Annotated in this window: 16 protein-coding genes; 10 read left to right on the top strand and 6 right to left on the bottom strand. The window is 56.7% G+C overall.

Features of this window, described 5'->3' with window-relative positions:
* Nucleotides 1–194: 194 nt before the first annotated feature.
* Together G3436_RS08750 and G3436_RS08745 are read right to left on the bottom strand one after the other, a co-directional pair.
* Complete coding sequence (locus G3436_RS08750) at nt 195–704, bottom strand: hypothetical protein (RefSeq protein WP_163943678.1); 510 nt, start codon at nt 702–704, stop codon at nt 195–197.
* A 449-nt stretch (nt 705–1153) separates the two neighbouring features.
* The gene (locus G3436_RS08745; RefSeq protein WP_163943675.1) at nt 1154–2914 is read right to left on the bottom strand and encodes an N-6 DNA methylase; all 1761 of its coding nucleotides are present in this window, start codon (nt 2912–2914) and stop codon (nt 1154–1156) included.
* A gap of 760 nt (nt 2915–3674) precedes the next feature.
* Here G3436_RS08745 and G3436_RS27455 point away from each other — a divergent pair.
* The 8 genes from G3436_RS27455 (at nt 3675) to G3436_RS08705 (ending at nt 10589) form a co-directional block, all read left to right on the top strand.
* On the top strand, nt 3675–4088 hold the full coding sequence (locus tag G3436_RS27455; protein ID WP_243667068.1) for a hypothetical protein: 414 nt from the start codon (nt 3675–3677) through the stop codon (nt 4086–4088).
* Complete coding sequence (locus G3436_RS08735) at nt 4085–6052, top strand: Mu transposase C-terminal domain-containing protein (RefSeq protein WP_163943672.1); 1968 nt, start codon at nt 4085–4087, stop codon at nt 6050–6052. The genes G3436_RS27455 and G3436_RS08735 overlap by 4 nt, the downstream gene beginning before the upstream one ends.
* The gene (locus tag G3436_RS08730; RefSeq protein ID WP_163943669.1) at nt 6049–6993 is read left to right on the top strand and encodes a TniB family NTP-binding protein; all 945 of its coding nucleotides are present in this window, start codon (nt 6049–6051) and stop codon (nt 6991–6993) included. The genes G3436_RS08735 and G3436_RS08730 overlap by 4 nt, the downstream gene beginning before the upstream one ends.
* Complete coding sequence (locus G3436_RS08725; RefSeq protein ID WP_163943666.1) at nt 6990–8855, top strand: TniQ family protein; 1866 nt, start codon at nt 6990–6992, stop codon at nt 8853–8855. Before G3436_RS08730 ends, G3436_RS08725 begins: the two co-directional genes overlap by 4 nt.
* Nucleotides 8856–8950: 95 nt before the next feature.
* Nucleotides 8951–9307 carry a hypothetical protein gene (locus G3436_RS08720; protein ID WP_163943663.1) on the top strand — a complete coding sequence of 119 codons (357 nt, stop codon included), beginning with the start codon at nt 8951–8953 and terminating at the stop codon, nt 9305–9307.
* A gap of 131 nt (nt 9308–9438) precedes the next feature.
* The gene (locus G3436_RS08715) at nt 9439–9792 is read left to right on the top strand and encodes a hypothetical protein (RefSeq protein ID WP_163943660.1); all 354 of its coding nucleotides are present in this window, start codon (nt 9439–9441) and stop codon (nt 9790–9792) included.
* Between the two features lie 27 nt (nt 9793–9819).
* A complete protein-coding gene (locus tag G3436_RS08710) occupies nt 9820–10257 on the top strand; it encodes an antitoxin Xre-like helix-turn-helix domain-containing protein (protein ID WP_163943657.1) in 438 nt (145 codons plus the stop codon).
* Between the two features lie 113 nt (nt 10258–10370).
* Entirely contained in the window at nt 10371–10589 is a 219-nt protein-coding gene (locus G3436_RS08705; RefSeq protein ID WP_163943654.1) for an AbrB/MazE/SpoVT family DNA-binding domain-containing protein, read from the top strand.
* Nucleotides 10590–10662: 73 nt separating this feature from the next.
* Here G3436_RS08705 and G3436_RS08700 read toward each other — a convergent pair whose 3' ends face one another.
* The 4 genes from G3436_RS08700 to G3436_RS08685 all read right to left on the bottom strand — a co-directional run bounded on the left by G3436_RS08700 (nt 10663) and on the right by G3436_RS08685 (nt 12122).
* On the bottom strand, nt 10663–10959 hold the full coding sequence (locus G3436_RS08700) for a hypothetical protein (protein WP_160106025.1): 297 nt from the start codon (nt 10957–10959) through the stop codon (nt 10663–10665).
* A 69-nt stretch (nt 10960–11028) separates the two neighbouring features.
* Nucleotides 11029–11181, bottom strand: coding sequence for a hypothetical protein (locus G3436_RS08695; RefSeq protein WP_163943651.1), 153 nt, complete (start codon nt 11179–11181; stop codon nt 11029–11031).
* Nucleotides 11181–11597: a hypothetical protein gene (locus tag G3436_RS08690; protein WP_163943648.1), complete on the bottom strand. Its 417-nt coding sequence runs from the start codon at nt 11595–11597 to the stop codon at nt 11181–11183. The genes G3436_RS08695 and G3436_RS08690 overlap by 1 nt, the downstream gene beginning before the upstream one ends.
* A gap of 102 nt (nt 11598–11699) precedes the next feature.
* On the bottom strand, nt 11700–12122 hold the full coding sequence (locus tag G3436_RS08685; protein ID WP_163943645.1) for a hypothetical protein: 423 nt from the start codon (nt 12120–12122) through the stop codon (nt 11700–11702).
* Between the two features lie 239 nt (nt 12123–12361).
* Here G3436_RS08685 and G3436_RS27450 point away from each other — a divergent pair, with 239 nt between their 5' ends.
* Complete coding sequence (locus G3436_RS27450; protein WP_243667067.1) at nt 12362–13300, top strand: hypothetical protein; 939 nt, start codon at nt 12362–12364, stop codon at nt 13298–13300.
* A gap of 395 nt (nt 13301–13695) precedes the next feature.
* Nucleotides 13696–14046, top strand: a 351-nt coding sequence (locus G3436_RS08675; protein WP_163943642.1) for a DUF262 domain-containing protein, incomplete at its 3' end; no start/stop codon positions are given.

The following is a 14046-nucleotide window of genomic DNA, read 5'->3' as shown; positions in this document are numbered from 1 at the left end:
GAAAGTGACCAAAACTCTTGGGCCAACACCATACTCTTCTACGTTCAAATACACGCCTCTGTCTTGGCCGTTCAGAATTCCTATACCAAATATGCAGTAGTCTGACTTTCGGCTCCAAAATCCGTTTTGTCCAGATTCTCCGTCCATGTAAGCCCTCCACTTCGCCAAATATTCCGACTTTCTGACCTGTCTCGCTATTTTGTAGCACTAGACACAGATCTGAGTTCGCAATCACATCGGCGAGAATTGGGGCCGTTTTCACCACGCATTGGGGGGAAAATATGCGAAAAGTAACTACTCAAATCTGCGCTTAGCTCAGAGTCGTTGCCAGAAATTCTGAAGCTGTATTGGTTCAGTGCTGTAGAGAAGCGAATATTCCAGATTTCTTCAATTTTTTGGATCAGGTCTAGCGCCAGTGGGCGTGCTTCAGGACTGTTAAGCAGAGTCGCTAAGCAGTATTGGAAGCCGAAGTTCTGCATCTGCTGGTCGATCTGATTGAAGAAGTGAGCAGGTGCAGTACCTCGAAGGTCAGACAGACTCCAGTTACCTTGAGTCCTTCGGTCAAATAAACTTCCAGGGAAGGTCAGCGCTTTGTGAAATCGAAGGCATTGGAGCATGGCCAGAAAATGCGTGGCCCAGTAGCTTCTTACGCCGGAAAAAGGGGCGAACTGTATGGGAGACACGAGTGAAGAGGCGCGGAACATCAGGCTGATCCTTTAGCTGAATGCTAAGAATCTAACACACTGAGTGATGTCATATTGCTTCTGGCGCTTTCAAGCCCTATTCCGCTTCTTTCAGTAACCTAGGCCAACTCTGGAGTTGCCTACAGGTCTGGTTCTTTGGTACGGATGCTGATGGCTACCCTAACCATTTTCGGGGAAACCTGATCTTGGGGGGGTATAGCGCAAGACTTCTTTCTGGTCTCCTACCCTTGGTGCAAGTGAGTTCCAGTACTCTCTAGATGGTGGGAGCCTATTCTCCATAACGGCTAATTCCGCGCCGCCCGCTGGCGCGCCGAAGCGGCCCTAGGGTGGAGCAATGTCCGTGCCTTGCCTCTGCTCCTCGGCCCACCGCGAAGCAGCTGACGATAATGATGGAGTTTGAGCAATGACTCCTGGGCCGCTGTTAACCCGTTCGAGTCCCGCGCGACCGCTCACAGTGTCCACAGCGCCGCAGCAATCCGTGATTGCTTCTGACGCAAGCGGTCAATCTCCCATTGCACGGCCGCCTCTTCCTCCAGTGCTTCGCTGGCCATGCCCTGTTGCACGATGTTCAGCATCGGGATTTCCAGTTCTTTAAGCGCCGAACCCTGAAGGGTGGGCGTGCTGCTACCCACGACCAATCGGCTGAGTTGGGCTTGTCCCATGGGCGAGCGTAAGTACACCATCAGCGCGCCAGGATCGTACTGTCCCGGGGAGCGCGCGCGCAAAATGGCCAGTGACTGACCGGCGACCCAGCCTCCGGTCCCGCTGCCTGGTGCCGACTTCACGAGGCCGACCTTCCCCACTGCCCCCTTTATGCAGATCAATACGTCGTCCCGCTCGACAAAATAGCTCAGGGCTTTCGGTGTACTGAGATCGAACAATGAGTCTTTGCTAGCGCCCTGCACGTGGCCGTAGTCGGGGAGGTCTGCCGCTTGGATTTCTTTTACCGGCACCCCTTGTGCCGTCGTTGCGTACTGGCGGGCGCGAACGATGTCGAAGTGATCGAGCAATTTGGTCGTGGGTTGCGTGGCCAGCAGGACGTCCAGTTTGTGCGTCTGGTCGTCAAGCACATAGCGACTAACTTCCAGGTTGCATTCGTCCCGAAGTATCGCCTGGACGTCCACTTTCACCGCCATGGCATTGTTATCGCGATCCCGCACGGTCCGCAGCAGTTGCGGCAGTCTGACCAGCGCGGTGCGTTTTTTAGGCGCGCTGGCCGCGAACTCATCCGTTACTTTCACGAATCGAATGGTGTCGGACGGTGTCACGGTATCGAGAATCAGCACTGAAGCGGCGGCAGGAGATCCGGCAAACAACCCGCCCGGCAGGGAAATGACCGAGTGGATCATGCGCTTCTGAAGCAAATCGGCTCGAAGCAGCCGTTCAGCGCCAGCATTGAACAGTGCACTGTTGGGAACGACGGCAATGATTTTGCCACTGGTCTGCGCGAGGAGATGCCGCAGGTTCAACACCATGCTCGACTGCGTCTTTTCCGGAAAACGCTCGTGAGGATCATGTTCCACATCCTTGGGGTCATAGCGCCGTCCGTGTTCAAGGATGCTTAAGCTGACCGGAAAACGTTTGAGTTGGCCCTGCTCGGTCAAGGTGGGCATTAACACCGGGTCGTTCCGGTGAACATCAGCACGCGCACCATTTAATTGCGCCAGCACCAGTTCTGCCGCCACTGGAGCGGAGGATTCCGTCCAGCAATCAATGTTTTTGCGGCTACAGCGCGCCGCCAGTTGGCCAGAATTTTCCCACGGCAGGTAGACCTGGGCCGGTGAGTCAGAGGTCGCGAGTGAAACCAGGAACGTGGCCAGACTGGGGTCGTAAGCGCTGTGTGCCAAGTTCCGATCGGACGACCAGTACAGGACATCATCCGCATTCCACTCGCGCAGCTGCCCTTGCTCCTCCAGCCGGATGGCCTGTTCGATCAGCAGCGGCAGGGGCTGTGAGGGCGTGGGTTCGGTCTTCGCAAGCGGGTGACCCAGTTGCGGGGAAATCAACGGTTGCACACGCCTGAAGTTGGCTGCTTGCGCGTTCGGGGACAGCTCACGTTGACTGGGTAAGGTGAGATCGGCCGGCAATTCACCGAGCCGCGACAAACGCGCCCATGCCGTGATTTGCAGAGCCAGTAGGGTCGCGTCGGCCGCAGGGAACGCCGTAGCGACGCCGACTAATGCGTTGAAAATTTGCTCGTCCCGGCTCATAGACGTCACATGCGTGTAGAGAGAATAGACGTACAAGGCTAGTCGCAATCGTCTTGCTAGTCAAAAAGTATTGACTACTTTTTATGGAATGGTTACACTTCTCGCCATTGGGGAAGGATCGGCTAGTGCTTTCCAGTTGGGTGTAGGTGCCTTTCCCGACTTGAATGGCGCCCTCTCTAACGCTGTTATTCAGGGCATTTTTGCGAAGTGCCGAGTTTTATATCAGCGGACGCATGACCGCTGGTCTTAAAGTTTTTAGGGTTTTTGGTTTTATTATATTGCATTGATATTTAAGGATTTTTTCAATCAGTTGAAATGCCTATAAAAATTGTGTTTGATTGTTTTTGTATGTATTACAGTATTCAAATTTTATAGTTACTTAGATATTAAGTCATTTGACTTTCTCCTACGGCGATTAACACTTTGTGCATCGTAGGAGCACCCGCATGATCCGAGATACCGATAGTCCAACTTTCGCCAGAGATGTTGCCCGCAGAGTTCGGCGCGGCCGACGTGCACTTGTGCTCAAGTCCATGAAGAGTAAGGGTGGCGATTTGCGCGTTGAGAGCGCGCTTGAACGCGACATTGGCCTGATGCTGGATATTGATCCACGTGTAACCGAACTTGCCGCGCAACCCTTCACGCTCGAAATGCAGAGCAACACCGTACTGCCTTCTCGCCAGCATTATCGCCCACGGCCAGGCGTCAAACCGCGCTTCTACACCCCCGATTTCCTGTGTCGGCTGATGATGGAAGCGTATTGGCCATTGAAGCCAAGCACTCTCGATTCCTCGAAGCGTTCGAAGCTAAGCGTGAGGCGATCGAGAACTGCCTGAATTCGTACGGTATTGGCTTCATGCTCGTGTTGGACACCACCGTTTCTCCTACGGTCATGCAGGCGCTGCCTAGCCTGCACTTGCTCCGAGCGGGCTATCTTGAGCCACTTCGTGCCACAGCGGAGAGAGAGATCAGCGCCCTGCTCAACTCCGCAACCTGCTGGTCGGTTGAGGAGCTTGCCCTGCGCTTGACGTCTGGCCGCGTCGGCGTGCTTGCGGGCCTTCTGGCGGGCCTGTTGAGCGCCGACTTTTCCAAATCGCTCTTCTCGCCCACCAGCGAGGTTCACGCGGCCTATGGCGATCTGTCGCACTTTCAGCTTTTGCAGGTGCGCCCATGAGTCGCGCGCTGGCGGTCGATAGCATCATCTTGGAGCGCGACCAAGTGCGCCGGGTGGTGTCCATTCGCCCCGAAATTTCCCAGATCGTTTTGCAAGGGTCGCTAGGCGAAGAGTTCGTGTTGAGAATCGACGATTTTCAGCAGCGGTTCGCACAGGGTCAGTATCGCCGCAGCTACGGTCCAACAGTATCCGCTGTCCAGCCCATGCCGGTGCGCAACCTAACGCAGACGGAGCGCGGTGGGCTCGACCAACGACTAGAGCTGCTCGAATACATTAAAGAGGCGCGTCGTGATGGCTGTTCTTGGACGGCAACGATTGAGCGTCTTCAAGCCCACTGTGTCGAGCAGAACCTGCCCCTACCCTCCATACGGACGATTCAGCGCTGGCGCAAATCGTCCACGCTTGCTGGTTCAACGGACCAACTGGCACCCCGTTTCAGTGCCCGTGGTAACAAACGTCGGATGCAGACCCCGGATGATCTGGATTTCGAAGAAACCGTGGTCGATGAAATCATGCGGTCGTATTTTCACACCGACAAGTTCAACGTCACCCAGATCACCAAGTTGGTGAATGATCAATGTCGGGCGCGCGCAGCCCAACGCAATACTCGATTTCGTGGGATTTCGCGCCGCAGTGTTTCTCGTCGTATTCGTGAGTTGGAGCAGACGCTTATTGCCCCTGGCCGCGTTTCGAAAGCCACACTTGATCAAGAGATGCGAGCGGCCATCCGCAAGTTGTTGGTGGAACGCCCCTACGAACGGGTGGAAGTCGATGCTACGCCCCTGGACATTTTTTGCTGCGATGTTCATGGCAAGCTGATTGGCAGGGCTAACTGTTATGTGGGTATCGACGTGGCCTCCGGTGGGGTAGTCATGGTGAAATGTTGCATCGCGAAACCCTCGCAGGACTTTGTACTGTCGGCGTTGGAGTTTTGCTTTTCGCCTAAAGGCGAGGCATTCAGCGAGCGCTACGGCCTGAATCACCCGTGGTTGGTTCCGGCGGCGATCGAGACGATGGTGCTCGACAATGCGCAAGAGCATCACGGCGGTCTGGTGTTGAACGCACTGCGCTACTTGAACACCACCATCGACTATCCGATGGCTGGCAAGCCCCAAGCCAAGCCCTTCATTGAGCGGTTCTTCGGCACGCTGAAATCCGGCCTGATCAATACGCTGCCAGGCTCCACCAAGTCCCAGTCGAAATTCGAGCGTGATCCGCTTGGCCGTGCGATGAAGGAGCGCTTGTATACCGTCCAGGAGTTGGAGGCCTTGATCATCAAGTGGGTCGCCGACGTGTATATGCAGACGCCTTCTCAACGTCTGGAGTACCGCTTTGAACCGGGCTGCTCGCCGGCACGGGCCATGGAGTTGTTGAAACAACGCTACGTCCTGATACCACCACCGGATCCTGAAGAGTTTAGGAATGCTTGCTTGCGCTACAACGTGGATGAACTGACGCTGAGCCGAGAGGGTGTCTGTTACCAAACCATGACGTACAACAGCCTTGAATTGAGCAAGCTGTACCAACGCAGGGGGCAAAAAACCAAGGTCAAGGTGCGATTCAATCCGCTCGACTGCCGCTCGGTTTTTGTGGTCGACCCCAGCGATGCTGGCGTATTGATCGAAGCCCACAACCGCCTAACAAGCATGCCTCTAATTAGCTTTGAAGAGGCTCGAAAGATCCGCCGTGCGCTTAGGAAGTCCGATGCCGAACTGTCGGGCGAGAACTATCAGATCGAGCATATGCAAATGCTCCGGGGAATACGTGAACGGGCAGCTGGGGGGCGCATGAAGGATCAGAATCGCGCTGCCCGAAGTCTGGAGCGCGAAGAAAAGCGGCTTGAGGCGCAGCGTCAAGAACCGCCCCGGCCAGTTGTTGAGGCGATCACTGAAACACCGTCATCGGTGGCCACGCTCACGGCTGCGCCGCGCCGTAAGAAATCAGGCCAAGGAGACGCCGAATGAATGCGCTGGTGAAGTACGAGTTGATCGAGCACGCCACCTTCAGTCAGGCATTGGACCGTTTGGAGTCGACGGTCAGGCGCGGCCTGGGCGGTGAATCGTTGATTCTGCCGATCTTCGGCCCGACTCGGGTCGGTAAGAGTGAATTGGTCAAAACAGTGTTGGCAGACCATCCACCAAAGGTTGTTGGCGGGATTCGGCAGATGCCGATCGTGCGGGTGGTGACGCCGGTTAATCCGACCCGTCGCTCGTTGCCTATCGCCTTGCTGGAGGGCCTGGGTTCCCCCCGCTACAGCCGTTCCAGCTCGGAGGAGCTGACCCGGATGGCCTGTGAGCTGATCAAAATCACCCAGACGAGAGTCCTGGTCTTCGACGAAATGCAGCATTTTGCCGAGCGTGGTTCTCGCACCGCCGCCCGGGAAGCGGCGGACTGGTTGAAGGTGCTGGGCGAAGAAATGAACCTGACTTTGGTACTCACCGGATTGCCTCTGGCAAACGAGGTTTTGACGCGTAATGAACAATTGCGCGACCGCGCTGAAGCCGTGTTCGAATTTCGGCCTTACAACTGGAACGATAACAAAGAGCAACTGGCATTTCGTGGTGCTCTGTTGTCGCTGAGCGAAGCCTTTATCGACGCAGGCTGGAGCGTGCCCGATGCCAGGGATCTGGACTATGCCAAACGTGTGTATGCGGCCTGCCTCGGTCGGATTGGCATGTTGGTGAAGTTGTTTCACGCTGCGGAGCACTTGGCCAAAGATCACTGCATCACTCTGAAGACCCTGGTTCGCGCCTATGCCGAAGCGGTGAATACCCGGTTTCTTGAGTTCAACCCCTTTGAAGGCAACCCGCCTGTAGAAAGCCTCCTCGGACAGGGCTTCGCCAAGATGCTGATCGAGTCTCACATGGCCATGCCTAAAGGCGTACTTCAAGGAGTGAAGTCATGAGTTTGATCGTTCGCCTTCAACCGCATTCTGACGAGTCGCTGCATGGCTTCCTGAGGCGTGTGAGTGAGCATAATTGGGCGCCAGGGGTTAAGTCGCTCTTGGCCAGCTTCGGGATGAAGTTCCGGTTGACCTTCAACGAGGCTGAACTCGCACGACTGGCGGATATGCTGCATGTCGACGTCGTGGACTTAGCCTCTCGCCAGCTGGATCCAGACAGCGAGAACGTAATCCTCCGGCCGAAATACCAGTGTCGCAATGGCGACAAAGTCTGTCCGCAGTGTATGGCGGACAAGCCTTATCAACGCCTCGGGTGGAGTCATGTACTGGTGACCGCTTGCCCACGTCACAACATCCAACTTGTGGCCAGTTGCGTGGCCTGTGGCCAAGGCATCAATGCTGACAGTCCGCTTGATCGCTGTGCGTGTGGTCAGGCCTACGCCCTGGGCCCAGCCGTCGCGGCCAGTGAGGAGTCGCTGGCGCTGTCAGCCTTCCTGCTGGGCATTGAGCACCCGGCACGGCACTCGCTACCACCGGCATGGCGCACGGGCTCACCGCCCGCCAATGTAGTCGACCTCCTCTATCTGCTCGGCAAGCATTTTACGGTCAAGTCCGAGGGCTCCCGCGAGAACAAATCCTCGCGTGGCAAAGCGTCGGTCGGTGCATTGATCGTATCGGCGCAAACCGGCTTTGGCCTCCTGTGGTCATGGCCGACGCGCTTTGATGAGGCCCTGGGCGCTCGCTTGACCAGTACCGAAGGACCCGGTCTGGCCAAGCGCTTGGGCGGTTGGTACCGCGAGCTGCATCAGCGCTATACCGATCCTGCGTATGACTGCCTACGGCAAGCGTTGGTCCAGCACCTGTCGCTCAATTTTGACGGGCACCTTAACCTGAGAATCAGCACCATCGATCCCCAGCACCTACAGGACAAGTGCTGGCTGTCTTCGGAAGAAGCTGGACGCCTGATCGGCATAGGCTCGGAGCTGGTTCGATCTGCCGTCACCACAGGCGAGATCAAGGGCAAAGTGACCGTTAAAGGCAAGAATCGATTCGTGTCGATTCACCGCGACGTGGTTGAAAAGGTCCGTCAAGACCGCCTGCGGTTTCTGACCACCACGGAAGTTCGTCGTTGGCTGGGTGTCAGCAAGCTGGTTTTTGAACGGCTCATGCAATCTGGAGCCTTGGATAGAAAAACCAAGTCTCAACGTCCGCCACTGGTCTCCGCAGAATTTCTGGCGGCGGATGTCGAGGCGCTGGTGGTTCGCCTTCATCAGGGTATTCAGCACAGAGATGTGGATAAGTCGACGTGGACTGGACTCCAAGATATTTCGATCCGACGAGGTATCCCGGACAGGGCTATTTGCCTAGTCCTGCAAAAAATACTGCACCAAGAAATCCTCCCTGTGGCGGTCATCGCTGGAGTACCGGGCATCTCTGGACTTCGCTTCGACCTGGCCGAACTCAAAGCGTGTTTTGACGATGAACAGCCAGAAATGGTGTTGAGCATCACCCAGCTCGCACGGATGCAAGGTTGGAAGCATGAGTCGATCAAGGAATGGATTGAGAGCGGCCTTCTGGCCGCTCGCCAAGAGTCAGTCAACGGCAAACCGCATTGGGTGATTCCCCTGGCTGATCTGTTGAAGTTCACGTCGGAGTTCGCGGTGCTCGCCGATCTTGCCCGCCGAACCAACACCCGGTCGATCTGGCTGTTGAATCGATTGAAGCCCGTAGGGGTTCAGCCTGCGCTGGCCCCCAGAACGGGTCAGGGAACTCGCCGTGGCATGTTGCTTCGCATCGACGACCTTGTAATCGCTGCGCAGTCCAGCAAACGTGCACAACCCAGTGCTTGTACCGGGTCAGCGTAGCGCGATGGTTTGCGTAATGTGGAGCGGGTTGCACAACACCACTCACCCTCTGATCGCTGAGGCCTGGGTTAAACCGCTAGTTCAGGAGGCAAGCAATGTTCACCGCCAGTCGTTATGCCTTACGCCAGTTGGCACGCGCTACGCGCACTGAATTCGAGGGGCCGGTCACGGGTTACATCGTCAATGCGCGGATTGTCGCGTGTTGCTGTGTAGGGCAGGTATACGGTCATGTCAGAGCGAGGGCCGATGGCTGGTTTCAAGATGGGCATACCATTCGCACCTCCGATATTTTCCGCCTCGAAGAATGCCGACGCCATTGGATTTGTGAAACGGAAAGTGGCAGCCGTTATGTGATTGCCAGTTTTGCCGCAGCGGGTGGCCGTCGATCATTGGGCGTGTTTATCGAGATCTTGCAGAGGGGGTTTCATCCGACCGCTCGCCACCGTCATTGAGGGCCGAGGGATTGACGGTTCAAGGCCGCTCCCACGCCAGTATCGCCGTGTATGGCTGATCGGCGGTGGGAAGCCGCCTTGAGGGTAGTGCGCCGCGCCGTGACAGGTCGATCATCAGGTCAGGGAACAGCATGAACGGGTTGCGTAAATTGACGCCGCATAAAAAAAGCCTGCTGCTCACCGCCCTGCTGGAGAACTACCCCGGAGCGTTCATTACGGGGTACGTGCTGGACGCTTACATCAGCAGCTATTGCGTGGTCGGACGGGTGTATAAAAGCCCTACCTATCCCGACGGGACCTTGATCCTGTCCGAGCCGATCACTCAGGTCGTGGAGTACACACGCCGGTACCTAATCGAAACCTGTGAACACGAATGCTTTTTGGTGGTGAGCTTTCACTCGCATGGCGGGCGACAATCGTTGGAGCATTTGCTCGCTTTGTTCAAAACGGCCGCGAGGCTCGGCTCGCGTTACTGCCTACATTGACGCGGTCTATCCAGGCAGGGGGTCAACATGCGCTATTGGATCGTAGACGGCTGTGCCGAGGAAGCAGGCTGGGTACGCTTGGGAATCCCTGCACAAGGTGATGCACTGCTGACCCTGATTCGAGCGGGTTTCCCCTTCTGCATCCTTGAGCGTGTGGGCCATGAGTTCCAGCTGACGCCGAAGCAGCTACGCGAGCGACTGGCGATACCCGCTTCAACGCTGCGACGTCGACGTCAATCGGGACGGTTTACGCCCGGTGAAAGTGATCAGCTCTTTCAATTGGTTGGAGTCCTCACGTGCGTCTACGCCCTATTTGAAGGCGATGTGGCTCAAGCTCAGGCATGGATGGGCAAGCCGATGTATGGCCTCGGTGGCCGCTGCGCAAACGACATGCTCGGCACTCAGGTGGAGCGACAGGCGTTACTCACGTTGGTGGGGCAAATTGAGCACGGGGTTTTAAGCTGAAGTCGGTGATGTCGTGTTGCGCCTGCCTCGCCTTGAGTGGTTGCGGCGAGTGAACCTGAAGGAATCGGATGGAATGGCGCCTGACGGCGTTCACCCCAGTTGAGGATTAAATCATGAGCACAGTTGTTCTTCGTCGTTGGCACGGGGCGCTGGTTTTTACCGTGCCAAATGCGTTTGTGTTGCAAAACAACCTGGTGGCCGGTTCAGCCATGCACTGCGCCGTGTTCGAGCAAGACACCTTGGTGCTCAGGTCGGTACGCAAGCAGCTGACACTGGATGAGCTGATGGCAGAAACCCCGGCCGGCGCGCGAGTGCCTGGTTGGTCGTCCTAGGCCCCTGCCACGAAGGGGGACAAAGCGACCGCTGCGGAGTCTCGTGATGAGGCAGCGCAGCGGTTTGGCTCCTCTAGCGGGCAGCGACGGCGGCGTCGAAGGCACGCTGAAGGTCCGCTACGAAAAACGGCTGGGAGATGTGTCCCGGCTTAAAAGCACCAGGCGGCAAAAAGGGGGTGTGATTGGCTCCGCGATAGGTGTTCACGGTGCCATTGGGAAAACACACTTGATAATTGGGGTGTATGCCCTGCCCCATTTTCCCGAATTGCACGGTTGCCCCGTCAATGCATCGCAGTTTCGTCTTCACCTCGTGCAAAAAAATACGACCCAGCGAAGCGAGGGTGTCGATATTCCACTGGAAACAGTTCATCGCAGAGTTCCTTATTGAGAGTGGGTAAGCAAGCGTTGGGTCGGCTAGTTAAACGGTGAACCAGTGTGGTTATGCGTGCGCTGACGGCGCCAGCAGCTGCGCTTCGATGTCAAACGCCTCCGCCACCGACAGGCCGTTCATGATGTTTTCGATAATGGCTTCGCGCAGAGCGCGAATGCCGCTCGGGTAAACATTCGCCGGATCGTGGTAGTGGGCGGCCATCAGCTGTTTCGCTTGCTCACGGGGGACACGCCGCAGGGGCGTGACCGCTTTTTCACTGTGCTGGCCGTACAGGTCAAAGGCCTGATCGACCGTGGACCAATCGAACGCAAAGCAGCGTTGTTGTTCGGCGAGGCAATCGTGCTGCCACATGGCGCTGCCGGGGTACTGATCCCCGCGCTGACGATGATCAGGGTCAAACGCGGCAGTTCGCGCGCGACCACAAAGTCGTAGATCACCCACAGGATGCGCCCCATGCGCACCGGAATCAGGTTGGCCACCCGTTGATCTTCCGGGTAGCGCCCCTGGGCGCGCTCGATCAGTTGTTTGTAGGTCAGGGTTTGGCGAGCGGTGGCGAGTTCGATCAGCAGCGGGTACAGCAGGCGGGCGAGTTGGACATCCAGCAAGGTACGAGCCATGGTGCATTCCTTTTAGGGGCGTAACGTGAGGCGCTCTACGGGGCGGTAGGACGCCATCGCCGTCGCCTTCAATTGAACAGTAGGGGCTGGTGGGGTCGAGGATTATTCCAGCGCCAACTCGATGGTGACTTTACCGTTGTTAGTCTCAAGCTTTACGATAGTGCAGGTGCTGAGGCCGATGCCCAACAGTGCTTCCAGTCCTTCTTTGATGCAGGTCTGGACTGCCAGCGGAGTGACCGCACGCAAGGCATCGGCGGCGTTGCCTGCGGGCCGCACGGCAGCCCCTGCCGGTGCAGTGAGGAGGGTCTGGGCAAAGTTCACCAGGGCTTGGACCCGCGACGCTTGGCCCGAGTTGTTTTCGCGCCAGCGGCGCACGCCCTGTTCGGTCACGCCGGCCGCGTCGCCGATTTTTTTATAGGACAGGTGGGTGTGGGCTTTGATGCTCTCGACCAAGGCGGCGGTGCCGTGGATCAGATCGCCCTCGGTGGTGAGTTGGCTCAGTGCGGCTTGGATGGCGTCGACCATGGTTATGTCCTGTTTGGTAAACGGTTGATATGGTCTGCACGGTATGTGAGCCATGCCTGACTGTCAACGTCTGTTTATCAACACTTTGGTTTACCACTATACAGTGCTCACCTTCTGCTGCACGAGGTTGCATGGGGCGCTGGCGCGGGATCCGGGGGACTCGATCGTTGGACTGGATGCGCTTTAGGACGCGGAACAGGGGATTCGAACCGCACTGCGCATAATCGAGGATGAGTTAAATGGTGGAACTCTATGACCGAGCGAAGCTGCTGGAGGAAGTCTGGTCCGAGCCAGTGCAGGCGTTAGCGCCCCGCTATGGCCTGTCCGACGTGGGGCTGAAAAAGCTCTGCACGCGCCTGCAAATCCCCACGCCGCCGCGTGGTCATTGGGCCAAGGTTAAGGCCGGTAAGCGCGTGTCCACCCGCCCCAAGCTGTGCGAATACACCGGCCATCCCGGTTATTTGTATCGCACTGCCGCACCTCCCTCTGCTCAGGATCCGGTCGCCGAAGTCGTTGACAGCCGACTTCAGCGCGTGCTGACCTTTGAGCAGCAGCCGGAAAATCAGATTGTGGTACCGGAGCGCATCAAGGTGTGGCATCCGTTGGTGGCTGCTGCTCGCGAGGCATTGGTGCGACCGATCATTGATCAGCGCGGAATGCCGCAGACGCGCGGCAACGGGCTGAATATTTCGGTTTCTCCCTCGTTACAGAGTCGCGCACTGAAGGTAGCGGACACGCTGCTAAGAGCCTTCGAGAAGCGGGGATATACCGTTCAACAAGGGCAGCACCGCGTTGAGATTCTGATGTTTGGCCATGCCCTGCATTTACGTTTGTTTGAAGCGTCACTGCGCTCCGCATATGTACCCACAGCCAAGGAGCTAGCAGCCCAGGCCAAGGGGGAATGGAGCTATTGGGCGAAATGGCAGTTCACCCCATCCGGTAGGCTGCAAGTCCTGGTAAGTGAAGGTTACGGAGGGAAAATTGTTGACTCAGACAGCCGGTCTGTGGAGTTGCAGCTCAATAAACTGGTTGAGTTAATGGCTACCCGGGCGGTGGAGTTTTTAGTCCGCAATGAACGTCAAGCCATTGAAGACGCCGAGCGCCAGCGAGTTCGCGACATCGCGTTGGAACGCAAACGCCGGCAAGACGCTGAAAAAACAGCGGCTAGCGAAACTTGAAGGTGATGCACAGAACTGGCAGCGGGCGCAGGCAATTCGTGAGTACCTCAATGAGCTGGAACAGAGCGCCGAGCGGCACGAGCTGTCGGCGGAGCAAACCGAACTGCTCCGTTGGGGACACGCCAAAGCCGACTGGATTGATCCTCTCAAACCGGATGTGGTGGACCTATTAGACGAAGAAATTTTGATTCCTCGATAGCAGGCGTACCAGTGAGTGAGGTGGGTCATGGTCGGTTGAAACCCCTGGGGGGTGAATTGCCCTGTCACTACGGCCGGGCGAGACGATGAACGCTTAAAAGAAATCTTGAATACACCCAGGCTCAAGAAGAGCTATGCGGATACGAACCAAAAAGGCATGCTGGCTTTCTTACATCAGTTCGCGAAGGATTGCCCCGATGGCGGGTTCAACATTTCAAACCAACCCTATCGACCTGTTGAAACTTCTGTCCGATAGTCATCAAGGTGTTCTTCAACTCCCAGATTTTCAGCGGAGCTGGGTTTGGGACGAAGACCGTATAAAAAGCCTCATAGCTTCGATTTCACGGGCTTTTCCTGTAGGTGCTCTTATGACCCTAGATACAGGGGGATCCGTGGATTTCAAGCCGCGCCTTATTGAGGGCGCACCCTCCGCGTCCAAATCTATGCCACCTCAATCACTGCTGTTGGACGGGCAGCAGCGTATGACGTCAATGTATCAGGTCACGTTACGTGGCCAGGTCGTTGAAACAGTGACGCCCAAAAAGAAG

This window comes from Pseudomonas brassicae (assembly GCF_010671725.1).
Lineage (GTDB): Bacteria > Pseudomonadota > Gammaproteobacteria > Pseudomonadales > Pseudomonadaceae > Aquipseudomonas > Aquipseudomonas brassicae.
Note: the sequence above shows the minus strand (reverse complement) of the source record. Positions and strands in the feature narration are given on the sequence as shown.